The organism is Mesorhizobium sp. PL10, from assembly GCF_053714315.1.
The window spans coordinates 93,608-118,182 of record NZ_JBSKBR010000001.1 but is presented as its reverse complement, the minus strand read 5'-3'; the positions used below and the strand labels follow the sequence as shown (position 1 = coordinate 118,182).

Below are 24,575 nucleotides of genomic sequence, written 5' to 3'. Positions count from 1 at the left end.
CCTCCGCGCGGCTTGGATGTCGGGGATTTCCCGGCGGGCTTGGCCGTGGCCCGCTCGGTCGGTTTTCTCGGCGCGACGTGGGCCTTTGCATCGAATTGCGCTGCCTTCGAGGCGCCCTTCGACACGGTGACCCGCTCACCCTCGCTGTGGCCGATCGTGTCGCTCACCGGGCCGGCGAGATAAGACGACGACGTGCCTGGTCCGTGTGCCGTATCAGGCCCTATGTCCAACTGCTCGATGACGTCTTCATCGCCAACCTCGGTCAGCACAGTCTCGACCTCCTCGTCGTCGACGCCGAGATAGGCGGCGATGACGCGCGGGTCGGTGCGCACCGATTGCGGGCTGCCGTCGGAGATCTTGCGGCCATATTCGAGCACCACGACATGGTCGGAAATCTGCATGACCACCGACATGTCATGCTCGATCAGCAGGATCGATGTGCTGGTCTTGATGTCCATCAGCAGGGTATTGAGCGCGGCCGATTCCTTCGGATTGAGACCGGCTGCCGGCTCGTCGAGGCACAGAAGCTCGGGCCCCGTGCACATGGCGCGCGCGATCTCGAGGCGCCGCTGTGCGCCATAGGGCAGGTCGCCGGCCGGATCGTCGGCGCGATCGACAAGATCCGCCTTCTCCAGCCAGTGCTTGGCGAGCTCCACCGATTCGGCCGAGGCCCGGCGGTAGCCGCCGATCCCGAACAGGCCCAGGATCGTATAGCCCGATGCCTTCATCAGCTTGTTGTGCTGGGCAACCAGGAGGTTCTCCAGCAGCGTCATGCCCGAGAACAGCCGGATGTTCTGGAAGGTGCGCGCCACCTTGGCGCGCGCCGGGATCTCATGATTGGGCAGCCGTTCGAGCAGGAAGCTCGAGCCGTCGGCGCCGTTGAGCGTGATCATGCCTTCCGACGGCTTGTAGAAGCCGGTGATGCAGTTGAAGACGGTGGTCTTGCCGGCGCCGTTGGGCCCGATCAGCGCGGTGATCTCGCCGCGCTTGGCCTGGAACGACAGGTCGCCAATGGCGACCAGGCCGCCGAACTTCATCGACAGATGCTCGACCTGGAGAATGGCGTCTTTCATGCCCGGATTGGTCTTCTGAATCGAACTCGCATTCATCAGCCGTGTCCTTCCTTGGTGAAGGAACTGGAGACCGCTCTTCGCTCCTTGAGGAAGGCTGTCGGTTCACGACTACCGACGAAGCCGCGCGGCTTCCACAGCATGACGATGACCATGGCCATGCCGAACAGAAGCATGCGGTAAAGCTCCGGCGTGAAATCCTTGCCGAAGACCTGCTTGAGAAAGTCGAGCTCCCGCAATGCCTCGGTGCCGCCGATCATCACCATTGCGGCGACCGCGATACCGACCAGCGAGCCCATGCCACCGAGCACGACGATGGCCAGGATGATCGCCGATTCCAGGAAGACGAAGGATTCAGGGCTGACGAAGCCCTGCCGTGCGGAGAAGAAGGCGCCGGCAAAACCGCCGAACATGGCGCCGGTGGCAAAGGCGGTGAGCTTGGTGGTGGTGGTGTTGATGCCGAGCGAGCGGCAGGCGATCTCGTCCTCGCGCAGTGCCTCCCAGGCGCGGCCGACAGGCATGCGCCTGAGCCGTATCGTGACGAAGGCGGTCAGCAGCGCCAGCGCCAGGATCAGATAGTAGAGGAAGATCTTGTAGTAAGCGCTCGACTGGGCGATGTGCAGCACCTTGCCGATATAGTTCGGGTCCGTCGAATTGAACGTCATCAGGCCGAAGAAGGTGACCTTAGGGATGCCGGAGATGCCGGCCGAGCCGTTGGTGACCTCACGCCAGTTGATCAGCACCAGGCGGATGATCTCGCCAAAGGCCAGTGTGACGATTGCCAGATAATCGCCGCGCAGCCTGAGCACCGGAAAGCCGAGCATCACGCCCCAGAAAGCGGCCATGGCGCCGGCAGCCGGCAGCAGGATCCAGAAGGACAGGCCGAAATGCGAGCCGAGCAGCGCATAGGCATAGGCGCCGACCGCGTAGAAGGCGACGTAGCCGAGATCCAGCAGACCTGCGAGGCCAACGACGATGTTCAGCCCCCAGGCCAGCATCACATAGATCAGGATCTGGATGCCGAAATTGTCGATCCATTTCAGCGAGCCCTGCAGCCCGCCGACGAACGACCAAGACATCAGCGACAGCACGCCGACGACCAGGATCGGATAGAGCACCAATGCGGTGATCCCGAGCTTGGTGAAATTCGCGTGGATGAACGCGCGGAAGTAGAAGATCACGCAGGCCAGCGCATAGATGATCGCCAGTGCGCGGATGAACTGCAGAGAGCCGGCCGCTGCATCGCCCACCAGTCCCGGCAGGGAGCCGCTGAGCACAAACAGGACCGCCGCCAGCACGATGGCGGCGATGAAGGCCGGAAGCAGGAAGAAGCGCGAGGCCACGCTCGCCGGCAACAGGCCGGTGGCGACATCGGCGATCTTCTGATTGGCCATGAACGGCTGGCCATAGGCGATATAGAAGAAGCGGCCAAGCATGGTTAGCACGACCACGGTTATGAGCAGCGCCCAGCGCTGCACAAGGATCAGCTGGTTGCTGATGTTCTGGTCGGTCTTCAGGCCGATGAAGAGAATGAACAGGCCCAGCGCGATGGCGCCGGCATAGAGCGCTTCACGAAATGCACGCTGCACGGGGGAGGCGACGGTGTCGCGCTCCGAGGATACGGAAACCGCCATTGTCTCAGACCTTTTCGACTTCTGGCCGGCCCAAAATGCCGGAAGGCAGGAAGATCAGCACGATCGCCAGGATGGAGAACGCCGCAACGTCCTTGTAGTCGATCGAGAAATACGCCGACCACATGCTCTCGATGAAACCGATCAAAAGCCCGCCAAGCACGGCGCCCGGCAGAGACCCGATGCCGCCGAGAACGGCCGCGGTGAAGGCCTTAACCCCCGGCACGAAGCCGTCGGAGAAGGCGATGACGCCGTAATACATCAGGAACAGCGTGCCGGCGACGGCCGCAAGCGCGGCGCCCATGATGAAGGTGATCGAGATCGTGCGGTCGACATCGACGCCGAGCAGTGCGGCCATCTTGCGGTCCTGCTCGCATGCCCGTTGCGCCCGGCCCAGTGAGGTCCTGTTGACCAGGTACCAGAACAGCGCCAGCAGCAGCGCGGTGACGATGACGATGATGATCTGCTTCAGCGACACGCTGATGCCGTTGATGTTGTAGACCTGGCTGACCATCGGCGGGATCGGCTTGTTGCGCGGACCCTGCGTCACCTGGATGAAGTTCGACAGCGCGATCGACATGCCGATGGCAGTGATCAGCGGCGCCAGCCGGAACGAACCGCGCAGCGGCCGGTAGGCCACCTTCTCGATCGTCCAGTTGTACAGGCTGGTAAGCAGCATCGCCACGATCATCATGATCAGCAGCGCCAGGACGACCGGCACCGAATAGAACAAGGAGCCGAGGATGAGGAAGACGACGAGGGCGGCGAAGGCCCCGACCATGAAAATGTCGCCGTGGGCGAAGTTGATCATGCCGATGATGCCGTAGACCATCGTGTAGCCGATTGCGATCAGCCCATAGATCGATCCCAGCGTCAGCCCATTGATAAGCTGCTGGACAAAATATTGCATGTGTACATGGCTCCCCTGGAATGTCGCCCATGCAGACGCATTCCTTTTCGTATTTCCCCTAGTCGTAAAGTTTCGAGCCCGGATTGCAACGTGATTTTTCAAACGTCGTGCGTGTTTTGCCGGCACGCCTTCCGATTGCCCGTTTTTTTGCTCCCGACCCCTGGACTATCGCGGACCCTATCATTGGCATAACGCAATGTCTTTGACGATTCAGCCGGCCAATGCACCCCATTTCGATGAAATCGCCGTCAAAATTGGGTGATGAGACGAATCCTTGCGTTGCCGACAGGCTTCGTTTTTAGCCACATTCCTTTCCTTGGGGGCAGGATTTTTGCTGGTTGGCCACAAAGCTTTGATCGGGTGGGGCTGCGATGGCCCACAAAAGACCTTGTTGAACCCGAGCGTCCAGGTTCGACCGCCGGGCAAGGGGGCGGCCGCCTGTCATTGATCAGTAGGCGGATCCACCGTCATCGCACAGCGCATGCCGCTCCGTGCCCTTCAAGGGCGGATTGAAGACGCTGACCAGGATCATGTCGCCCGCGGCGTCGGCCCGCAGATAGTGCTCGTCATGCTCATCGAGCACATAGATCGTACCCGGTTCGATGCGGTGCACCGCACCCGACATGTCCTCGACCTCGCCGGCGCCGGCGATGCAATAGCAGGCCTCGAAATGCCGCCGATACTGCAGGCGCGATTCGCTGCCTGCGCGCACGACGGTGTGGCAGACGGTGAATCCCATGCCGTCCTGCTGGGTCAGCAGCCGGTGGCTGGTGCCATTGCCCCAATTCACGAAGAAGTCAGATTTTTCTACATCAGCCAATTGTCTGGTGAACATGATGATTTCCCTGCGGCTACCGGCCATGGGCCATAAAGTTATCAATGTATGGATGATCCACGACAGAGATGCCGCATGCCAGGCAAGCTTTCAAATGATTGCTTCTCACCAATCATGTTAGTAAATCTTACAGATGGATTATATCCCGCTAAATGCCATCCGTGCCTTCGAGGTTGCCTCGCGCCGCCTGAGCTTTTCCGCTGCCGCCGAGGAGCTGCATGTCACCCATCCCGCGATCAGCCACCAGATCAGGCGCCTGGAGGAGTGGCTGGGCGTGTCTCTCTTCCATCGCGATGCCCGCAAGGTAAGGCTGACCGATGCCGGCGTGATCCTGCAGGCGTCGGCGAGTGCTGCCCTTGCCGAACTTGGCGCCACCTGCCGGCGTATCCGGCGCAATGCCGCGATGGCGACCATTTCCGTCGGCTGCATCCCGTCCATCGCCAGCCGCTGGCTGGTGCCCCGCCTGCCTGCCTTCACCGCCGGCCATCCCGACATCGGAATGCGCGTCGCCTACGCCAAGGCCGAGGACAGGCTTGGCGATGGCGACAATGACGTGCTGATCACACTCGGCGCCGATCCGACGCCTGGCGTCGCCAGCCTGAAACTGTTTTCGCGCCTCAATCGGCCGGTATGCAGCCCCTATTACCTGGCCGGCAGGGAGCATCTGCGCACGCCTGCCGGGATCGCTGGCGCCGACCTGCTGCATGACGAGAACCGTCGGGGCTGGAGCGAGTGGTTTGCCGAGGCCGGACTGGCCGAGATCGATGTCGGCAACGGGCCGGTCTTTGCCGACTTCAACATTCTGGCGACAGCGGTCATCGCCGGCCACGGCGTGGCGCTTTGTCCGGTCGATGTTTTTCGCGACGAACTGAAGCGCGGCGACCTGGTGGTCCTGTCCGACATCGCGACCAACCGCGACAAGGCCTACTTCCTGACTATGGCGGCGGATGCCTCGCCTGCCGCACTCACCTTCGCCGACTGGTTCCGTCGGGAAGTCTCGGTCGATGACGAGGGTAGCCAGGCCATCATTTGACGACAAAACCATGCGCGAACGGGTCGCGGTCGTCGATGAAAATGGTGTTCAAGCCGGTCATCCGCGCCCAGCCGCCGATCGAAGGAACGATGGCCGGCTTGCCGGCGACAGTGACGTCCTTCTCGACCTTGCCCTTGAACAGCGAGCCGATGATCGATTCATGGACGAAGCTGTCGCCCGCCTTGAGCTTGCCCTTGGCATGAAGCTGCGCCATGCGCGCCGAGGTTCCGGTGCCGCACGGTGAGCGGTCGATCGCCTTGTCGCCATAGAAGACGGCATTGCGCGCATCCGCCCCTTCGACCGTCGGCTTGCCCGTCCACAGCATGTGCGACAGCCGGTTGATGCCTGGGTTTTCCGGATGCACGAACGAATACTTCTCGTTGAGCCGTTGCCGCACCACCGGGCTCCAGGCGATGAAGTCGCCAGCGGAATAATCGGCCATGTCACGGTAATTCGCCTGTTGCTCGACGATGGCGTAGAAATTGCCGCCATAAGCGACATCGACAGTGATTTCGCCAAGCTGCGGACACTCCACTGTCAGCCCTTCGGCATAGAGGAAGGACGGCACATTGGTGATGCGCACCTCTTCGACATAGTCGCCGACCTGTTTGTACTCGGCGATGACCAGCCCGGCTGGCGTGTCGAGCCTGAGCACACCCGGGGTCTTCGGCTTGATCAGCCCATGTTCGATGGCCATGGTCACCGTGCCGATCGTGCCATGACCGCACATCGGCAGGCAGCCCGACGTCTCGATGAACAGGATGGCGATGTCGCAATCCTCGCGTGTCGGCGGATAAAGCATCGAGCCCGACATCACGTCATGGCCGCGCGGCTCGAACATCAACCCGGTGCGGATCCAGTCATACTCGGCCAGGAAATGCGCCCGCCTTTCCATCATCGTCGAGCCCTCGAGCAAGGGACCGCCGCCGGCGACCAGCCGCACCGGATTGCCGCAGGTGTGGCCGTCGATGCAGAAGAAGGATTTTTTGGCCATGATTTCCTCGAACTCAAAATCGTTGCGGGCTGAAGGGAGCAAGATCGATCGGCGAAGTCTGCCCGAGAACGAGATCGCGGATCAAGCGGCCGGTCGCCGCCGCCTGTGTCAGACCGAGATGGCCATGGCCGAAGGCATAAAGGATGTTCGGCGCCTTTGCCTGGCCGATCACCGGCAGCGAATCCGGCAGCGACGGGCGAAAACCCATCCATTCGCGGCCGCCTGAAGAATCCAATCCTGGCAGGAATTGCTTGGCCTTTTCCAGCATTGCCTTCGAGCGCGCAAAATTCGGCGGCCGATCGAGTCCGCCTAACTCGACGGCGCCACCGACGCGCAACCCCGTTTCCAGCGGCGTGATAACGAAGCCGTGGCCGGAGAAGATCAACTGACGCTTCAGGTCGAAGGCCGAGACCGGCAGCGTTGTGTTGTAGCCGCGCTCGGTCTCGAGCGGGATGGCATCGCCAAGCGCCTTCGCCAGCAGATGCGACCATGCACCGGCGGCAATGACAGCTTGCCTCGCCTTCCATGCCGTGCCGTCCGAAAGTACGATTGTCGTGCCCTCGGGTCCGGCCTCGATGCGTTCGACGTGTGCTTTCTCGAAACGCGCGCCCAACCGTTCGGCATAGGCCCACACCGCCTTGCCAAGCAGCTTCGGGTCGGCGACTGTCTTCCATCCCGGTACGAACGTGCCTTTGATGAAGCGCGGCGACAGGCCCGGCTGCAGCCGCGCCAGTTCCTCGCCTTCGACATGGTGAAAGCCGATGCCGAAGCGCTCGCGAGCCGCCCAGCCGGACAGCCCTGCCTGAAACTCGGCCTCGTTTTCGTAGAGCTCCAGCGAGCCGTCCTCGCGCAGCATCGGCCGCGTGCCGGAGCGGTCGAGCAGCGCCATCCATTCGGCCTCGGCGAGCTTCATCATGCCGGCCTGGGCGGCAAGGCTAGCCTCATAGTGCCTGGGCGCGCCCGCGCGCCAAAAGCGGATCAGCCACGGCAGGAGTTTGGGCAGATAAGCGGGTGGAATGCTGAGCGGCCCGAGCGGGTCGGCAAGCCATTTCGGCAATTGCCGTATCATGCCCTTGTGCGCCATCGGCAGCACGTCGGAGAAGGCAAAGGCGGCGGCATTGCCGGAGCTGGTTTCCTCGCAAATGCCCGTGCGGTCGAAGATCGTGACGCTGCGCCCCGCCTCGGCCAGCATGGCTGCCGCGCAAATGCCGACAATGCCGCCACCGACAATGGCGACGTCTTCACCTTCTCCCCGTTCACGGGGGTGAGGAGTGGTCCGCGGAGCGGACGAAAAGCCAATAGCTTGGCTTTCCGAACGACGAACGCCCGGAGCGCTAGCGAAGGGCCGCAGTGCCCGAAGGGCGGATGAGGGGCGGCGCCCCTCTTCTGTCGACTTGGAATGACCTTGCACGCTGGCGCTGCCCCTCATCTGGCTGCCGCCATCTTCTCCCCGTGGGGAGAAGAAAGCTCTCAGACCGTCGGCAGCTTCGGCCGCGCAGCCAGTGCGTCCTTGACGATCTTCTCGACTGCCTTGCGGCGCTCACCCGTTAACGGCTGGCGCGGCATGCGCACGCGGTCGTTGGTGTTGATGGCGAACACTTCGGCGAGCTTGATGTTCTGCACCAGATAGGTCGATACGTCGAGATCGAGCAGCGGCCGGAACCAGCGGTAGATCGCAAGCGCTTCTTCGCGGCGGCCCTGCTTCATCAACTGGTAGATGGCGACGGTCTCGCGCGGGAAGGCGACAACCAGACCTGCCACCCAGCCGATGGCGCCGACCGACAGCGCCTCGAAGGCGAGATTGTCGACACCGGTGAAGAGGTCATAGCGGTCGCCGAAGCGGTTGATGATCTCGGTCGAGCGGCGGATGTCGTCGGAGGATTCCTTGATGGCGACGAAGCGCTTGTCCGCGGCCAGTTCTTCCATCTGGTCGACTGTGACGTCGACGCGGTAGGCGAGCCGGTTGGAGTAGATCATCACCGGCAGGTCGCCGGCCTGAGCGACGGCGCGCAAGGCGGCGACCGTCTCTTCCGGATTGGTGTGGTAGATCGGGCTCGGCACCACCATCAGCCCGTTGGCACCTTCCTTGGCGGCGCGCTTGGCGATGCTCGCCGCCTCGCGGGTGCCGGCCTCGTTGATGGTCAGCAGCACCGGCTTCTTGCCGGCGACTTTCTGGGCGGACTTCAGCACCTCGATCTTTTCGTCATGCGACAGCATCGGACCCTCGCCGAGCGAGCCGCAGACGATGATGCCATCACAGCCGGCCTCCATCTGCAAGGCAAAGCAGCGCTCCATCTCGGCATGGTCGAGGCGGTCGTCTTCGGTGAATTTGGTCGTGACGGCGGGGAAAACTCCGGTCCACATAGTTGTTTCTCCATCTGATATATCAGTCGTATATCTGTAAGAAAACCAGCTGTCAATACGGATTCCGCTATGATATATCTAAAATATATCAGGAGCGCGCCTTTGATATCCATCGACACCCAGTCTGCTGAACCGGTCGCCGCCAGGGCCTACCGCGTGCTCGAGCACATGATCGTGACGCTGGAACTGGCACCGGCGAGCTTCGTCACCGAAGGCACCCTGATCGAAAAGCTGGGCCTAGGGCGCACACCGGTGCGCGAGGCGATCCAGCGCCTGGCATGGGAAGGCCTGCTCGACATCAGGCCACGTGCCGGCATTGCCATTGCCCCGCTGCATCCCGGCGACTGGCTGCGGGTGCTCGATGCCAGGCGCGGCGTCGAGGTGGTGCTGGCCCGCTCGGCCGCCCGCTTCGTCACCCGCGAGGCCGCGGACCTGTTTCACGACGCGGCACTCTCCATGCAGAAGGCAGTCATCTCGGGCAATGTGCTGGCCTTCATCCAGGCCGACAAGGCGCTAGACGAGGCGCTGGCGCTAGCCGCCGACAACCCGTTCGCCGCGCGGCTGGCCGCGCCCTTGCAAACCCACAGCCGCCGCTTCTGGTTCCGCTACAAGGCCGACACCGGCCTCGCCGAATCCGCCGAGCACCATGTCGCCCTGATCCGCTCGATCCTGTCCGGCGACGAGGAAGCCGCAGCCAAGGACGCCAAGCGCCTGATGGCCCTGCTGCGCGGCCATGCCGAAGTCGCCGCGACCCGCTGAACGGGCGATCAGATCCCTTGCGCGGTGGCGATGGCGGTATTCTCCCATCCGTCACCGGTCGCGAAGATGCAGCTTCGGCCCTGCACGTCGGTCACCAGCATCGACCAGGTCCCATTTGCTGAAACATAGATCTCGACAATGGCGGCCTCGCCGACCACACCGTAGCCGATCTGCTTTTGTTGAAAGGCCTGCGCCAGCCCCGCGACCAGGTCGCTGTGGCCACCGCAGATAAATTGCGCCTGCGCCGATAGCGTCGACAGCGCCAGCGCAGTGCCGATCGCGGCCACCCTGATACATCGAAACAAGAATGTGCGTGCCATAGGGCACCTCCTTTGCCTTCGCGTTCCGGCAAGGGAGGCATATCGGCCGCCTCAATGTACCGAAGCGCTCCAGGCCGGATTCGACGTCTTCATCACGTCACTCCTTCTGGTTTCCGGTCTGTCATCCGGAGCAGCTATAACGCTCCCTGGATTCGATATGGTGGCCCTGCCTCTCGAAAACAAGCGTCGTTTCAAGCGCCGCCAGGAGTGGCATCACCGGGCGGGCTCTGACGCAAAACGGGCGCCCCGCAAAGACGAGGCGCCCGCGAAAACCCAGCATGGGCGATATTTCAGTTCATCGTTGGAATAACGAATTCCGCGCCGTCCTTGATGCCGGACGGCCAGCGCGACGTCACCGTCTTGGTCTTGGTGTAGAAGCGGAACGCGTCCGGGCCGTGCTGGTTGAGGTCGCCGAAGGACGACGCCTTCCAGCCGCCGAACGTGTAGTAGGCGATCGGAACCGGGATCGGCACGTTGACGCCGACCATGCCGACCTGGACACGGCTGGCGAAGTCACGCGCGGCGTCGCCGTCGCGGGTGAAGATGGCGACACCGTTGCCCATCTCATGGTCATTGGCGAGCTTGATGGCGCTCTCATAGGTCGGCGCGCGGACCACCGACAGCACCGGCCCGAAGATCTCTTCCTTGTAGATGCGCATGTCCGCAGTGACATTGTCGAACAGGCAGCCGCCCATATAGTAGCCGTCCTCATAGCCCTGCATGGAGAAGCCGCGGCCGTCGACGACCAGCTTGGCGCCTTCCTTGACGCCGGTGTCGACATAGCCCTTAACGCGCTCCAGTGCCTGCGCGGTCACCAGCGGGCCGAAATCGGCGGAGGAATCGGTCGATGGGCCAACCTTGAGGCTTTCGACACGCGGCACCAGCTTTTCCATCAGCCGGTTGGCGGTGTCGTTGCCGACCGGAACCGCCACCGAGATCGCCATGCAGCGCTCGCCGGCCGAGCCGTAGCCGGCGCCGATCAGCGCATCGACCGTCTGGTCCATGTCGGCGTCGGGCATGATGATCATGTGGTTCTTGGCGCCGCCGAAGCATTGCACGCGTTTTCCCGCAGCCGTGCCGCGCGAATAGATGTAATGGGCGATCGGCGTCGAGCCGACGAAGCCGATGGCCTTGATGTCCGGGTCGTCGAGGATGGCATCGACGACATCCTTGTCGCCATTGACAACGTTGAGGATACCGGCCGGCAGGCCGGCTTCGATGAACAGTTCGGCGATGCGCATCGGCACGCCCGGGTCACGTTCGGAAGGCTTCAGGATGAACGCGTTGCCGCAAGCGATTGCCGGCGCGATCTTCCACAGCGGAATCATCGCCGGGAAATTGAATGGGGTGATACCGGCAACGACGCCGAGCGGCTGGCGCATCGAATAGACATCGATGCCGGGGCCGGCGCCGTCGGTGAATTCGCCCTTCATCATGTGCGGCGCGCCGATGCAGACCTCGACCACTTCGAGGCCGCGCTGGATGTCGCCCTTGGCGTCGGCGATGGTCTTGCCATGCTCGCGCGCCAGTATGTCGGCCAGTTCATCATAGTCGCGGGCGACCAGTTCGAGGAATTTCATCAAGACGCGCACGCGGCGCTGCGGGTTGGTGGCGGCCCATTTCGGCTGCGCTTCCCTGGCGTTCTCGACAGCCGCGCGCAGTTCCGCAGGCGAAGCCAGCGCCACCGTGCCGCGCACCGTGCCGTCCATCGGCTGCATCACGTCCTGCTTGCGCCCGCTGGTCCCGGCGACATGCTTGCCGCCGATGAAATGACCGTATTCGATCATGGTTTCTCTCCCTGAGTTTGTGATGATGCATTCAACGCCTTTGCAGGCGCGAAGGCAACGCGAGGAAGAACGCAACCGTTGTGCAGAAAATAGACAACGGCGGCCGGGTGTGCATTAATTGCCGCAAATGATGCGGTTCTAAAAGGATCGAAGGTTGCATTCCTTCACACCCTCCTCCGGCCTGCCGGCCATCTCCCCCGCAAGGGGGGAGATCAGCAGTTCCCTCGATGACGCCCATTCTCAATCGTTGGTGATTGGCGAAAGCAGAGACGATATCCAATCTCCCCCCTTGCGGGGGAGATGTCCGGCAGGACAGAGGGGGGTGGGCGGGAACGCGACGCCGGCAACTAACCCGGACCATCCCCATGAACTGGGATGACGTCCGCATCTTCCTCGCAGTCGCGCGCGCCGGCCAGATCCTCGGTGCCGCCAAGCGCCTCGAACTCAACCACGCCACCGTCTCGCGCCGCATCGCGGCGCTTGAAGACGCGCTGCGGACAAAACTGTTTCGCCGGCTTACCACCGGCAGCGAACTGACACCGGCCGGCGAGCGCTTTCTCGACATCGCCGAGCGCATGGAGAGCGACATGATTGCCGCGCGCTCGACTGTGTCGGGCGAAGGTGACGACATCTCCGGCACGGTGCGCATCGGCGCGCCTGACGGGTTCGGCGTCGCTTTCCTCGCCACGCGTCTGGGCGCGCTGACGGCGTTGCACCGCGAACTGACTATCCAGCTGGTGCCGGTGCCGCGTTCCTTCTCGCTGTCCAGGCGCGAGGCCGACATCGCCATCACCGTCGAGCGGCCGAGCGAAGGCAGGCTGGTGGCGGGAAAGCTGGTCGACTACACGCTCGGTCTGTTTGCCTCGCGTGGCTATGTCGAGGCGCATGGCCTGCCGCGGACATCAGCGGAACTTGGCAAGCATACATTGATCGGTTATGTGCCGGACCTCATCGTCAGCCCGTCGCTCGACTATGCCGCCGAATTCAGCTCGGACTGGCGCACCAGTTTTGCCATTTCCTCGGCCCTCGGTCAGGCTGAAGCGGTGCGCTCGGGCGCCGGCATCGGCATCCTCCACACCTTCGTCGCCCGCTCGATGCCGGAGCTGATCCCGGTCGACATCGTGGCGCCGATCCGCCGCGCCTATTGGCTGGTCTATCATGAATCGGTTCGTCCGCTGCGCCGCGTCCAGATCGTCGCCAACTTCATCACCAAGGCGGTTGAGAAAGAGCGAAGCCTGTTCGTGTAGGCCGCCATTCCCTTGCCATAAAAACGGCGCGTGTGGCAGTAAGCGCGATGTCGCCGGTCATTTGAGGACTGGCTGCGCCGGGTGGGACATTTCTTTGCAACGCTGGCGCGGATCAAGATGCGAGCCATTCTAGCCATCTTGACGCTTGCTGTGCTTTCGGCCTGCGCCAACCCATGGGCCGAAGTTCCGGAAGCCGAGTTACCAAAGCCGGTCCGCACTGCCATGGCCCGCCCCTCGCCCTTCGTCTTTGGCAATTATTGTGGTCCCGGCACCCGCACCGGCGACCTTTCTGCCGGGCCGGTCGACCGGCTCGACAGCGCCTGCCAGGTCCATGACGCCTGCTACATCGCGCGGCACAACCATTGCGCCTGCGATGGCACGCTCGTCGCCTCGGCGAAGGCAATCCGCGACGACAGGACGGCACCGAAAAAGATGCGCGGCGAGGCCGAGCTTTTGATCGCCACCTTCGCGCTTCCCGTCTGCAAGGTCTTTCCGCAAGGTTTTCTGCCGCCGCGCGACCCGGCTCAGTTGAAGACCATGAACGGGGCGAGCGGATGAGTCGCGCCGTTTGCCTGGTCATGGCCGGGCTGGCGCTCGCAACCCTTGCCGCCTGCGCCAGTCCGCTCAGACACAGCTGCGATTTCTTCCCCGGCGCGACGGATTGCGAGCGGCCGTCGCTGTCGGCCGACGCGCCGGGACGGCAGGTCGCTGCCACTGAGTTTTTCGGCGATGCCGGCACCGGCGACTACGCAAGGCAGTTTCTGGCGCTGCTTGCCCACAACCAGATCGGCGCCATCGACAGGGCGAACGGCACCGGCCGGTTCGGCCATGACCGCCACGCCATTGCCGACAGTGATTTCCAGGCCACCTACCGGACATTGGAACAGCTGGCAAAGCCCGTTACCGCCGAACAGATGCCGGCAGCAAGCGGCACAGCCGGCGAAGGCCGCTTCGTCGGCCGCTGGCGGGTGTCGCGGCAGACGCTCTATATCGATGCCGCCGCCCGGCCTTCAGCGCCAAAGACGTTCAGCTTTTCCGGCCTGCAGGCGCGCTCGGTCGAGATCGTGTTGCGCCAGTCGGGCCGGCAGCCCGTTGACCTGTCGGGTGCCTGCGACGGCACGCTGACGATCCGCGCCGGCGGTGACTCGCGCAGTGTGGCGAGCGGCACTGCCTTCCGGCTCCGCCTGTCGGCCGATCAAACCGTCTCGCTGTTCCCCAGCGAGGATCTGAACCGCTGCAGTCTCAAGGTCGGCTCAAGTCTCGCGCCGGCGGGCGCGCCACTCACCATCCTGCGCGAAGAGGTTGCGTATCCGGCGCTGGCCGCGCTCGACAGCCGCTACGAGCGCTGTCCGGTGCCCGATCCGTCCGGTCTGGATCAGCTTGCCCGCGTCTTCTACGCCGGCCGCTGGCTGTCGCAGACCTGCTCGCTACCCCTCGGGCGGCCGAACCTGTTGCGCAAATCGCGTGACGGCTTCAACGCCAAGGTCGAGGCGCTGCTCGGTGCGACGCTGCCCGACAGCGCTTTCGACAAGGCCGATCCCGAACTGCCGCTCGATTTCTCGCAGGCGCCTAAACTCAAGCTGATCTATCTGTCGTCGCTGGAGTTCAAGGCCGACTTTTCCGGCCGCGTCCTCGAACGGCTGATCCGCCATCACGCAGCCCTCGGCACCAAGGTGCGCATCATGGTGACCGACGTGCTGGAACGCGACAAGGACGACGCGCTGCTGCACCGGCTGGCGGCCGAATACCCCAATGTCGAGCTGCAGGAATATCGCTGGCGGGCCGATCAGGGCGCGCCGATCGACGAGCAACTGTCGCCGTTGCACAAGACCCATCACGTCAAGATGCTGGCGACGCTGGCGCAGGATCCCGCTCGCTCGCGCGTCATCATCGGCGGCCGCAACATTCATGACGGCTTCCTGTTCCACAAGCCGATCGACCTGTCGCGCTATCCCGATCTGGAGCAATACGGCAAGACCGACGGCTTCTCGCTGAACTACTATTCGAACTGGAGCGATTTCGACATAGAGTTCGCCGACCCGGCGACCGTCGAGACGCTCGCCGCGCATCTCTCGACCTTGTGGCTGCGCGACGCCGACACCAACATCGCCCGGCCGTTCTCGATTCCGGTGCGGACCGACGGCCGGCGCCCGCCAGGCACGGTGCGCCATTTCATCTCCGTGCCCTACGAGGACAATCACGCGCTGGAGACCTATTTCGTCGAGCTGATCGACACCGCGCAGCATCATATCGAGATCGTCAACCCTTACCTCAATTTGACGCCGAAGCTCAGCCTTGCCATCGAGCGGGCGCTGGCGCGCGGCGTCAGGATCGACATTGTCGGCCGCATCGACCTCAAGGGCGACATTGGCGGCAAATTGCTGACCGCGCTCAACAAGCTGTTCGTCGAGAAATATGGCGACCGCATCAACATCCGCGAATTCAAGGCGCCCGACGTCGTGCTGCATTCCAAGATCGTGATGATCGACGAAAGGCTGGTGACGATCTCGTCGGTCAACCTCAACAACCGCAGCTTCTTCCATGACCTGGAAAACGGCATGATGGTCCTCGACCCCGCCTTCTACGCCAGGATGCAGCCGGTCTACGACGACTATGTCGCCCATTCGAACCCGGTCTCGACCAAGGTGACGATCCCGTGGGCCTATCGGTGGCTATTCTCGAAGGGCTGGGTGAAGGAGGCGTTTTGACGGGCATCCTTCGGTGGCAAAAAAGGGTCTGAAGCTCAAACCCCGTCCAGCCCCGTTACTCCTGCGTCGAAACTTTCAGGGAAAGCGCGAGCGTCATCGGATTGTTGGGAGAGGCGGCAAACCCGTAACGCTCATAGAAGGCCTTCGCTTCATCGGATATGGCGTGAACCAGAAGCCCACGAACTCCCAAAATGGCCGCCGCCTGGGCCGCACGCAAAGCTGCATCTTGCAGGAGCGCGGCGCCAAGGCCTTTGCCTTGCCAGCCCTGATCGACGGCGAGGCGGCCAAGCACCACAACCGGTATTGGATCGGGCATATTGCGGCGGATCGATCCCGGCGCATCCGCGAGGTCGAGACCGCCGGAGGAAATGCAGTAGTACCCGACGACGCGCCCGTCCATCGCCACAACATAGGTTCGAGACGCCCCGCTGACTTGATTGCCGCGCGCCCGTCGGCGCAGCCATTGATCAAGGCTGTCCGTCCCACTTTGAAAAAGTTCGAGATCGTGCGTTTCGGTTAGCAGCGTCGGCGCCGACAGCGTCATTTCTGCCAGGGCTTCGGAGCGTTCATGAGCCGGGCAAACCCTTCGCCGCTTGGCGGCCGGTCTAGAATGTCCAGATAGTGCCTATAGCTGTCCGCATCGACTTTAACGAGCGCCTGATCAAGCAGAGTGTCTTCAGCGGCACGGTATGCCGCGTCGATCATGAAGTCTGAACGGGTTTTGCCGCGCAGCTTGGCGGCTCGGTCAATCAGATTGCGGACGTCTTCACGGATGCGCAGATTGACAGGCTTGGCGTGAGTCTCAGGGGTCTTTGCGGTCATGACGATTTCCTTGTCCCGCCATCATAACACGACCGCATACACAATGTGTATCTTTTTCGCTTGTCCGATCCCTACCTCTGATACCGCTCCGGCCCCAGCTCCCGCACATCGATATCCGGCACCTTGCTGGAGATGATGTCGGACAGCACCTTGGCCGAGCCGCAGGCCATGGTCCAGCCAAGCGTACCGTGGCCGGTGTTGAGATAGAGGTTGGAGAACTCCGTGCGGCCGATCAGTGGCGGCCCGTCCGGCGTCATCGGCCGCAGCCCGCACCAGAACGACGCCGCCTTGAGGTCGCCGCCATTCGGGAAGAGGTCGCCGACCGAATGTTCGAGCGTGCGCCGGCGCGATTCCTGCAGCCTGAGATCGAAGCCGGAAATCTCCGCCGTGCCGCCGACGCGGATGCGGTCGCCGAGCCTGGTGATCGCCACCTTGTAGGTTTCGTCCATCACCGTTGAAACCGGTGCGGCCGTTGCATCCTTGATCGGCACCGTGATCGAATAGCCCTTGACCGGGTATACCGGGATCGGGCGCCGCAGCAGGCGCATGAAGCGCGCCGAATAGCTGCCCAGCGCCAGCACATAGGCGTCGGCCGCGCGCGAGCGCTGATCCACGCCGAGGCTGACGATACGATTGCGGTTCTTGGTGAAGCGCCTGAGCTGCGCGCCATATTCGAACGTGACGCCGCGCGCCACGCAGAGCTCGGCCAATCTGTCGGTGAACATCTTGCAGTCGCCGGTCTCGTCGCCGGGCAGCCTGAGCCCACCGACAAACTTCTCCCGCACGCTGGCCAGCGCCGGCTCGGCCCCAATGCAGCCATCGGGATCGAGCAACTCGTAGGGCACGCCGTATTTCTTCAGCACCTCGACGTCGCCGCCGGTGCCGTCGAGCTGCTTTTGCGTGCGAAACAGCTGCAGCGTGCCTTTGCTCCGCTCGTCATAGGCGATGCCGGTCGCCTCCCGTAGCGCCTTCAACGTGTCCCGGCTGTATTCGGCGAGCGGCACCATGCGCGCCTTGTTGATGGCGTAGCGATCGGCCGTGCAGTTGCGCAGCATCCTGATGAGCCACGTCCACATATGTGGATCGAAGGCCGGCCGCACGACCAGCGGGCCGTGCTTCATCAGCAGCCATTTGATCGCCTTCAGCGGAATACCGGGACCGGCCCAGGGCGAGGCATAGCCCGGCGAGACCTCGCCGGCATTGGCGAAGCTGGTTTCCAGCGCCGGCCCTTTCTGGCGATCGAACACCGTGACCTCGTGGCCGGCCTCGGCGAGATAGTAGGCGGTGGTGACCCCGATCACGCCGCCGCCCAACACGAAGATCTTCATCGCATCACTCTCCACGACGACATCTGTCAGAAGGCCGCCGTATCCTGTCTGCCGGATTTTGCAGCGTCCGCCAAGGGGGCGCGGCTCGTCCTATGCGTCCACATAGCGGCGGTGGAAGCGGGGGCCGAGGCTGGTCAGGATTTCATAACCGATGGTGCCGGCATGGCCGGCGGCGTCATCGACGCTCTGCGACGGACCCAGCAGCTCGACAAGGTCGCCTTCGCGCAGCCGCCCGGCCGGCAACGCCGAAATGTCGAGGATGATCGAATCCATCGACACCCGTCCGACAAAGGGCAGCCTGACACCTTCGAACCAGGCGGCCGACGCGGCGCGCCGGTGCCAGCCATCGGCATAGCCGAGCGAGATCGTCGCCGCGCGCAAGGGGCCGCTGGCCAAAAACGCATGGCCGTAGCCGACGCCCGCACCCTTTTCGATGCTGCGCGTCTGGATGATCTTTGCCTCCAGCCGCACCACCGACAGCATCGGGTTTGCCTCGCCCGGTGTCGGGTTGATGCCGTAGAGCGCGGCGCCCGGGCGCCCGAGGTCGAAATGAAACGTCGGCCCCAGAAAGATGCCGGAGGAATTGGCGAGCGAAGCAGGAGCCTCGGGCAGCATCTTGCGCAAGCGTTCAAAGACCAGCCACTGCCGCTCGTTAGCCGTATGCGCCGGCTCGTCGGCGCAGGCGAGATGGCTCATCACCAATGCCACGTCGATGCCGTCGAAGGCTGTCGCGTCTCGGGCAAGCGTCTCAACCTCGGCCGGCGACATGCCGAGCCGCGACATGCCGCTGTCGACCTGGATGGCGGCCTTGAGCTTGCGTCCGGTCTCTTTGCCTGCCTTGCTCCAAGCCTTCAGCTGCGCCACACTGTTGATGACGGGCACAAGATCCGCCGCGAGCGCCTCCGGTTCCGAGCCCGGCGGCAAGCCGTTCAGCACATGGATCGATGGAAACGGCCCGAGCGCGTCGCGCAGCGCGACACCCTCAGTGAGATGCGCGACAAAGAAGATATCGCAGCCTTCGGCAACCAGTGCCGTCGCCACTTGCCGCGCGCCGAGCCCGTAACCGTCGGCCTTGACGACGCCGGCGCAACGCACGCCACCGAGCTTTGCCTTGAGCCGCCGGTAATTCTCCCGGACCGCGCCGAGATCGATGGTCAGGATCGCGCCTGCGGCGGCCTCGGTGATCGTATCGGATTGTGGCAGAGACGCCTTCGCTTCAGTCATGGCAGACACATGGAGGTCGGCGCCGCCCCTCATTGTCCTGCCGGACATTTCTCCCCGTATAGGGACGGGGAGAAAGGGCTGGCCTCAACGCCCGCTCTCTTCTTGCAACGCTGGAGATTGGCGAAATCGTCGACGACATCGCCCCTCTCCCCGTCCCTATACGGGGAGAGGATGGCGGCAGCCAGGTGAGGGGCAGCGCTAACGCAGCGCTAGGGGGCGATTGCCGGGCGTCGTCCATGCTTCAGCCAATAAAGCATGGATTTCTTACAATGCGAACCTGGCTGCTCAAATCCGCCTACGCCAAGTGACGGAACGCCGCCACCACGTCCTCATAGACCTTGCGTTTGAACGGCACGATCAAGTCGGGCAGGTCCCGCATCTGCCGCCAGGCCCATTTATCGAATTCGGCCGTATGGCCGCCGGGCGGCGGATTGATCTGGATCTCGCTGGCCTCGCCGTGAAAGCGGTAGGCGAACCATTTCTGCGTCTGGCCGCGATAACGCCCCTTGAAGGCGATGCCGACCAGATCGGCCGGCAGATCGTAGTTGATCCAGTGCGGCGCTTCGGCCAGCAGCGTGACCGAGCGCATGCCGGTCTCTTCGTATAGCTCGCGCCCGGCCGCCTGCAGCGGCTCCTCGCCCTTGTCGATGCCGCCTTGCGGCATCTGCCAGAGCTGCGTGGTGCCCGCGAATTCGCTGTCCGGTTCGGCGATGCGATGCCCGACCCAGACCAGCCCGTCGCCATTGAGGATCATCAGCCCGACGCAGGGCCGGTACGGCAGCGTCTCTGGATCGACAGTTTTCTTCTTCTCCATACAGGTCAACCTTTTTCCGGATCTATAGCCACCGCCGAGATCGGCACAATTTCGATGCCGCGCTTTTTCGCTTCGAGCACCCACGCCGCAACCGTGTCGACGGTAAGATCGAAAGCCGAGCCAATGCCGACGGCGGAGCCTTTGGCGCGTGCGGTGGCTTCCAGCGCGTCGAGCTTCTTCAGGATGGCACCGCGGTCCTGCACGGCATCGATCGCCATATCGCCGGCGACAAACGGCACGCCGTCCTTCAGGGCGAGATCGGGAGCGAGGCTCCGCGCGGACGAGCCGTCGTCGATATAGGCAAGGCCGCGCTTGCCGAGTTCGGCCATGAACGGTCCCATCGCCGTCGCGTCGGCGGAAAAGCGCGCGCCCATATAGTTCATGACGCCGGTATAGTTTGTCGTTCGCGACAGCGCCCAGCGCAGGTTCTTCAGGTTGTCGTCCGGGCTTGCCGCCACCGTCAGTGTGTTGCGGCCGGGATTGACGTTGGGGTAGTCGAACGGTTCGAGCGGCACCTGCATGACGACCTCATGCCCGCTCTGCCGTGCCGCCTGCATCCAGCGGCCGATGCTGTTGCCTTGCGGCGCAAAGCCCAAAGTCACTTCCGCCGGCAGCTTGGCGATTGCCGCCTGCGTGCCGGTCTGCGACACCGCAAGCCCACCGATGACAATCGCCACCCGCGCGCCGCGCGAACCCGACCACGGCCGCGCATAGACGTCGAACGGCCGCCTGCCGTCGGCGGCGCGTACCGGCAGCGGGCCGGTGTCGCTGGCCTCGATCAGCGCCTTGTCAGGGATATGCGCAATCTTCAGATTCTGGCCGATCGTCGACGGGTCATGGATGACGATGGCTGCATTGGGCGGACCATCGCCCCCTTCGGTTTGCATATGGATGATCTGCGGCCCGCTGGCCTTGGGTGGCTTTTCCTGCTTCGGCGCCGCGGGCGCTGCGGTTGGTGCCGCCGCGGCAGGCTCCGCTGCCGCCGTCACCTTCGGCGTCGAGACCACCGCCTGTTCGGACTTGCGGAACGGCTTTTCGCGCAGGGCGATCGCGCCGGAGATGCCGACCGCGGCCAGCACGACCAGTGTCGTCGCGACAGCACGGGCGCTCAACCCGCGCGACGCGGCGCGCGGCCGGACGGTCTGTCCGAGCGGGCGTTCTATGTCTTTGCCGATGTCAGCCAAGCCGCATCCCCGGGCGCATAATTCCGAAAGGCTTCAGAAAGCGCAAATTCAACCACTGGCACGTCCCCGCGCATTCCTTGGGAACGCCGCTCCAGCCGCCCCCCGAATCAAACTGCCGGAACCTTGCGGTCCCGGCAGCATTGCATCGCATCGATCAGGCGGCCAGAGCCGTTGGTCGAGTTACTGGTTGAGCACGGCCTTCTCCGGATTCGGCGGGAAAGCCGGATCGGTTTTCTGGCCGCGCAGCAGCTGTTCTGCATAGATGAGCTGCAGATCGTCCTTCGGATCCGGCGGCACATAGGCAGCCGAGCCCGAACCGGTATCGCTCTCGTCGGCGCCCTTGATATGGCCCTTGAGGTCCGATTCGCCGCGCGTCAGGTCCCTGCCCTGCAGTTCGGGCGGCAGCGGCTGGTCGACCTTGATGTCGGGCGTAATGCCTTTGCCCTGGATCGACTTGCCGGACGGCGTGTAATAGAGCGCCGTCGTCAGGCGCAGCGCGCCGTTCTCGCCAAGCGGGATGATGGTCTGCACCGAACCCTTGCCGAAGGACTGCGTGCCGACCACAGTGGCGCGGCGCAAATCCTGCAGCGCGCCGGCGACAATCTCCGAAGCACTGGCCGAACCGCCATTGACGAGCACGATCAGCGGCTTGGCGCCGATGTCGTCGCCTGCCTTGGCGTCGAAGCGGGTGACATCCTTCGGATCGCGGCCGCGGGTCGAGACAATCTCGCCACGGTCGAGGAAGGCGTCGGACACACTCACCGCCTGGTCGAGCAGGCCGCCCGGATTGAGGCGCAGATCCAGCACATAGCCCTTGAGTTTGTCGTTCGGCACCTGCTTCTTGATGGTGTCGATGGCGTTCTCGAGGTCGTCATAGGTCTTTTCGGTGAAGGAGGTGATCTTCATGTAGCCGATGTCGTTTTCGACCCGGAACTTGACCGCCTTGACCTTGATGATGTCGCGCACGACGGTGAGCTCGATCGGCTTGTCGGCGCCCTGGCGCAGGATGGTGAGCTTGATCGGCGTATTGACCAGGCCGCGCATCTTCTCGACCGCGTCGTTCAGCGTCAGGCCGCGAACCTCTTGGCCGTCGATCTTGGCGATATAGTCGCCGGCCAGCACGCCTGCCTTGGCAGCCGGGGTGTCGTCGATCGGCGTGATTACCTTGACCAGGTCGTTCTCCATGGTGACCTCGATGCCGAGGCCGCCGAACTCGCCCTTGGTCTGCACGCGCATGTCCTGCGCCTGCTCGGCATTCATGTAGGAGGAGTGCGGGTCGAGCGAGGCGAGCATGCCGTTGATGGCGTTTTCGACCAGCGACTTGTCGTCCGGCGGCGTCACATACTGCGCCCGCACGCGCTCGAAAATGTCGCCGAAGATCGCCAGCTGCTTGTAGGTTTCGGAGCCTGCAGCGTTCGCCGTCGAGCCGGGCGCGCCATAGACCAGGCTCATCGCTGACGCGCCCATCAGCGCGCCGGCAATAAGAAGCGACAGTTTCCGCATCATTTCACGTCCTTCCAGAGAAGCGGTCCGCCCACCATGGGGTCGGATCGACGGGTTTTCCATCCTTGCGGAACTCGACGTAGAGTTCCGGCGTGGCATTTCCATTCTTCGAGGCCGAGGTGCTTGCCACCCGGGCCTCTCCCATCGCGCCGACCGGCTCTCCTGCGAGTACCGACTGGCCAGACGCGACGCTGATTCTGCTCATCCCCGCCAGGACGACATGATAGCCGTCTCCCGCATTGAGGATCAAGAGTTGACCATAGGAGCGAAAAGGCCCCGCATAAAGCACATTTCCGTCCGCCGGTGCCGTGACGATGGCTCCCGATTGTGTCGCAACCATGTCGCCAAGCATCACCGCGCCGTTACCGTCATCGGCCCCGAAACGGCGCTTGATCTTGCCGGTGACCGGCAGCGCGACCTGGCCCTGAAGCGCCGAAAACGGCGCCGCCGCTGTGAGACGATTGCCTTCCGGCACCGGCAGCGAGGCGAGCTCGGTCGACGCGGTGGTATCCGCGTCCGTCTTGTCGCCGTCGGCGGCCTTCTGCTCGCCGGCCTTGGCGGCATCCGCCGCCTTGCGACTCTTGTCGGCCTCGAGCGAGGCAATCAGTTCCTTCAAGCTGCCGGCCTTGGCCGCAAGTGCCTGGGATCGCTGCTTTTCCGCCACCATCGCGGTCCAGGTGTCCGCCTCGAGCTTCTGCTTGGCTTCGAGCAGCATGGAGAGCCGCTTCTTCTCAGCTGTCTGCTCGCCGACCGCCGCCGTCAGCCGGGTCCGCTCGGCCTCGATCGAGGCCGTCACCCGCGTCTGCTCCTTGAGGTCGGCCAGCAGTTTGTCGGTCTGCTGGCGCAGTTCCGGCACCACCGCGCCGAGCAGGATGGCGCTGCGCACCGACGACAGCGCGTCTTCCGGCTTGACCAGGATCGCCGGCGGCGGATTGAGTCCCATGCGCTGCAACGCGCCCAGCACCTCGGCCAGCACGTCGCGCCGCGCCGCCAGCGAGACGCGGATCTTCTGCTCCTCGCCCTTCAGGCCTTCGAGCTTGGCGCCGATATCCTCGATGTCCTGGCCGAGCTTCTGCTCGGTCATCGCCGACTGGATCAGCGCCGCGGTGATCGAGGCATGGTCCTTCTTGACCGCCGCAATGTCGGCAGCAAGCTTGGCCAGCCGTTCGGACGACAGCGTGATCTCGGCCGAAACCTTCTCATATTCGGCGCGGCTCTGATCGGGGTCGGGCGCCACGTCGAGCGTGTTTTCGGCCCGCGCAAGCCCGAGCGACAGCAAAACCACTGCTGCAGCGATGCCGCAGCGCGCGTGCCGGAAGCCCGTTCCTGATTTCCCGTTTTCAGACATTGAAGCCCGACTCTATGCGTGGCTTCGTTAACGAACCATCAACCATGATCGAAACCGAGGCCGAATGCATGTCGCCCAAAAGTGACCTCGGTTTTGGGAAAACGACATGCATAAAACCAAAGACCTAAAGTGTGCCACCTGGCGCGCTTTAGCATAAAACAGCGGTGCATTGGGGCGGAAATCGGTACGGTTGACCTCAACCCACCGGTTTACGAACGATGATAGGGATGGCCTGAAAGAATCGTCGCCGCGCGGTAAAGCTGCTCACCCAGCATGACACGCACCAGCTGGTGCGGCCAGGTCGCGGCGCCGAACGACAGCACCAGATCGGCCTGGTCGCGCAGCGGCTGGTCGTGACCATCGGCGCCGCCAATCGCGATGACCAGCGCCTTGCGGCCGCGGTCGCGCAGTTGGCCGATGCGGGTGGCAAAATCGTCCGAGGACAGGTTTTTGCCGCGTTCATCCAGCAGGAACAGCGCCGTGCCCGGCTGTAGCTGCGCCTGCAGCTTCTGGCCTTCCTCGCGGCGGCGCTCATTGGCGTTCTGGGCGCGGCCTTCGGGAATCTCGGCGACACCAGAGAATTCGAGGCCGATCGCCGGGCCGCTCTTGGCGAAACGCTCGAAATAGCGGTCGGCCAACTCTCTCTCGGGGCCGGTTTTCATCCGGCCCACGGCATGAACTGATATTTTCATCC

Annotated in this window: 22 protein-coding genes and 1 pseudogene; 5 read left to right on the top strand and 18 right to left on the bottom strand. The window is 63.6% G+C overall.

Translation table 11 applies throughout. The features are described from left to right. Positions 1–5: 5 nt before the first annotated feature. The 4 genes and pseudogenes from ACWGTO_RS00555 to ACWGTO_RS00540 form a co-directional block, all read right to left on the bottom strand. A pseudogene (locus ACWGTO_RS00555) lies at positions 6–1,109 on the bottom strand (ABC transporter ATP-binding protein); the annotation flags it as partial. Then, positions 1,109–2,704 (bottom strand): high-affinity branched-chain amino acid ABC transporter permease LivM, encoded by a 1,596-nt coding sequence (livM, locus tag ACWGTO_RS00550; RefSeq protein ID WP_454572945.1) that lies wholly within the window; start codon positions 2,702–2,704, stop codon positions 1,109–1,111. The gene livM and the pseudogene ACWGTO_RS00555, both read right to left, overlap by 1 nt. A gap of 4 nt (positions 2,705–2,708) precedes the next feature. Continuing rightward, a complete protein-coding gene (locus tag ACWGTO_RS00545) occupies positions 2,709–3,611 on the bottom strand; it encodes a branched-chain amino acid ABC transporter permease (protein ID WP_454572944.1) in 903 nt (300 codons plus the stop codon). 448 nt (positions 3,612–4,059) lie between these two features. Next, positions 4,060–4,446 (bottom strand): ectoine synthase, encoded by a 387-nt coding sequence (locus ACWGTO_RS00540; RefSeq protein WP_454572943.1) that lies wholly within the window; start codon positions 4,444–4,446, stop codon positions 4,060–4,062. Between the two features lie 133 nt (positions 4,447–4,579). On the opposite strand from ACWGTO_RS00540, the gene ACWGTO_RS00535 reads away from it, so the two are divergent. After that, positions 4,580–5,479 (top strand): LysR substrate-binding domain-containing protein, encoded by a 900-nt coding sequence (locus ACWGTO_RS00535; protein WP_454572942.1) that lies wholly within the window; start codon positions 4,580–4,582, stop codon positions 5,477–5,479. Here ACWGTO_RS00535 and ACWGTO_RS00530 read toward each other — a convergent pair. From ACWGTO_RS00530 to ACWGTO_RS00520, 3 genes are read right to left on the bottom strand one after another with little or no spacing between them, the layout of a single operon-like run. After that, on the bottom strand, positions 5,472–6,473 hold the full coding sequence (locus ACWGTO_RS00530; RefSeq protein WP_454572941.1) for a 4-hydroxyproline epimerase: 1,002 nt from the start codon (positions 6,471–6,473) through the stop codon (positions 5,472–5,474). The genes ACWGTO_RS00535 and ACWGTO_RS00530 overlap by 8 nt on opposite strands. 13 nt (positions 6,474–6,486) lie before the next feature. After that, on the bottom strand, positions 6,487–7,902 hold the full coding sequence (locus tag ACWGTO_RS00525; RefSeq protein ID WP_454572940.1) for an FAD-dependent oxidoreductase: 1,416 nt from the start codon (positions 7,900–7,902) through the stop codon (positions 6,487–6,489). A gap of 41 nt (positions 7,903–7,943) precedes the next feature. Beyond that, positions 7,944–8,837, bottom strand: a complete 894-nt coding sequence (locus ACWGTO_RS00520; RefSeq protein ID WP_454572939.1) for a dihydrodipicolinate synthase family protein — start codon at positions 8,835–8,837, stop codon at positions 7,944–7,946. 69 nt (positions 8,838–8,906) lie between these two features. Between ACWGTO_RS00520 and ACWGTO_RS00515 the strand changes: the two genes are divergently transcribed. Beyond that, on the top strand, positions 8,907–9,596 hold the full coding sequence (locus ACWGTO_RS00515) for a GntR family transcriptional regulator (protein WP_454572938.1): 690 nt from the start codon (positions 8,907–8,909) through the stop codon (positions 9,594–9,596). A gap of 8 nt (positions 9,597–9,604) precedes the next feature. Here the strand turns inward: ACWGTO_RS00515 and ACWGTO_RS00510 are convergent, their stop codons facing one another. After that, positions 9,605–9,883: a hypothetical protein gene (locus tag ACWGTO_RS00510; RefSeq protein WP_454572937.1), complete on the bottom strand. Its 279-nt coding sequence runs from the start codon at positions 9,881–9,883 to the stop codon at positions 9,605–9,607. A gap of 323 nt (positions 9,884–10,206) precedes the next feature. Continuing rightward, positions 10,207–11,703 carry a CoA-acylating methylmalonate-semialdehyde dehydrogenase gene (locus ACWGTO_RS00505; RefSeq protein ID WP_454572936.1) on the bottom strand — a complete coding sequence of 499 codons (1,497 nt, stop codon included), beginning with the start codon at positions 11,701–11,703 and terminating at the stop codon, positions 10,207–10,209. A gap of 365 nt (positions 11,704–12,068) precedes the next feature. On the opposite strand from ACWGTO_RS00505, the gene ACWGTO_RS00500 reads away from it, so the two are divergent. From ACWGTO_RS00500 to ACWGTO_RS00490, 3 genes are all read left to right on the top strand, one after another. Then, positions 12,069–12,950 (top strand): LysR family transcriptional regulator, encoded by an 882-nt coding sequence (locus ACWGTO_RS00500; RefSeq protein ID WP_454572935.1) that lies wholly within the window; start codon positions 12,069–12,071, stop codon positions 12,948–12,950. A 117-nt stretch (positions 12,951–13,067) separates the two neighbouring features. After that, entirely contained in the window at positions 13,068–13,508 is a 441-nt protein-coding gene (locus tag ACWGTO_RS00495) for a hypothetical protein (protein ID WP_454573490.1), read from the top strand. Further along, entirely contained in the window at positions 13,505–15,658 is a 2,154-nt protein-coding gene (locus tag ACWGTO_RS00490; RefSeq protein WP_454572934.1) for a phospholipase D-like domain-containing protein, read from the top strand. Before ACWGTO_RS00495 ends, ACWGTO_RS00490 begins: the two co-directional genes overlap by 4 nt. Before the next feature lie 55 nt (positions 15,659–15,713). Here ACWGTO_RS00490 and ACWGTO_RS00485 read toward each other — a convergent pair whose 3' ends face one another. From ACWGTO_RS00485 to rlmH, 9 genes are all read right to left on the bottom strand, one after another. Further along, entirely contained in the window at positions 15,714–16,202 is a 489-nt protein-coding gene (locus tag ACWGTO_RS00485) for a GNAT family N-acetyltransferase (RefSeq protein ID WP_454572933.1), read from the bottom strand. Continuing rightward, complete coding sequence (locus ACWGTO_RS00480) at positions 16,199–16,480, bottom strand: type II toxin-antitoxin system TacA family antitoxin (protein ID WP_454572932.1); 282 nt, start codon at positions 16,478–16,480, stop codon at positions 16,199–16,201. Before ACWGTO_RS00480 ends, ACWGTO_RS00485 begins: the two co-directional genes overlap by 4 nt. Before the next feature lie 71 nt (positions 16,481–16,551). Further along, positions 16,552–17,808, bottom strand: coding sequence for a D-amino acid dehydrogenase (locus ACWGTO_RS00475; protein WP_454572931.1), 1,257 nt, complete (start codon positions 17,806–17,808; stop codon positions 16,552–16,554). A gap of 90 nt (positions 17,809–17,898) precedes the next feature. Then, on the bottom strand, positions 17,899–19,032 hold the full coding sequence (gene alr / locus ACWGTO_RS00470) for an alanine racemase (protein ID WP_454572930.1): 1,134 nt from the start codon (positions 19,030–19,032) through the stop codon (positions 17,899–17,901). Between the two features lie 295 nt (positions 19,033–19,327). After that, positions 19,328–19,846, bottom strand: coding sequence for an RNA pyrophosphohydrolase (locus tag ACWGTO_RS00465; protein ID WP_454572929.1), 519 nt, complete (start codon positions 19,844–19,846; stop codon positions 19,328–19,330). Between the two features lie 5 nt (positions 19,847–19,851). After that, on the bottom strand, positions 19,852–21,030 hold the full coding sequence (locus ACWGTO_RS00460) for a divergent polysaccharide deacetylase family protein (RefSeq protein ID WP_454572928.1): 1,179 nt from the start codon (positions 21,028–21,030) through the stop codon (positions 19,852–19,854). Between the two features lie 180 nt (positions 21,031–21,210). Beyond that, positions 21,211–22,536, bottom strand: coding sequence for a S41 family peptidase (locus ACWGTO_RS00455; protein ID WP_454572927.1), 1,326 nt, complete (start codon positions 22,534–22,536; stop codon positions 21,211–21,213). Position 22,537: 1 nt separating this feature from the next. Further along, positions 22,538–23,881, bottom strand: coding sequence for a murein hydrolase activator EnvC family protein (locus ACWGTO_RS00450; RefSeq protein ID WP_454572926.1), 1,344 nt, complete (start codon positions 23,879–23,881; stop codon positions 22,538–22,540). Positions 23,882–24,090: 209 nt separating this feature from the next. Further along, positions 24,091–24,573, bottom strand: a complete 483-nt coding sequence (rlmH, locus tag ACWGTO_RS00445) for a 23S rRNA (pseudouridine(1915)-N(3))-methyltransferase RlmH (protein WP_454572925.1) — start codon at positions 24,571–24,573, stop codon at positions 24,091–24,093. Positions 24,574–24,575: the final 2 nt, after the last annotated feature.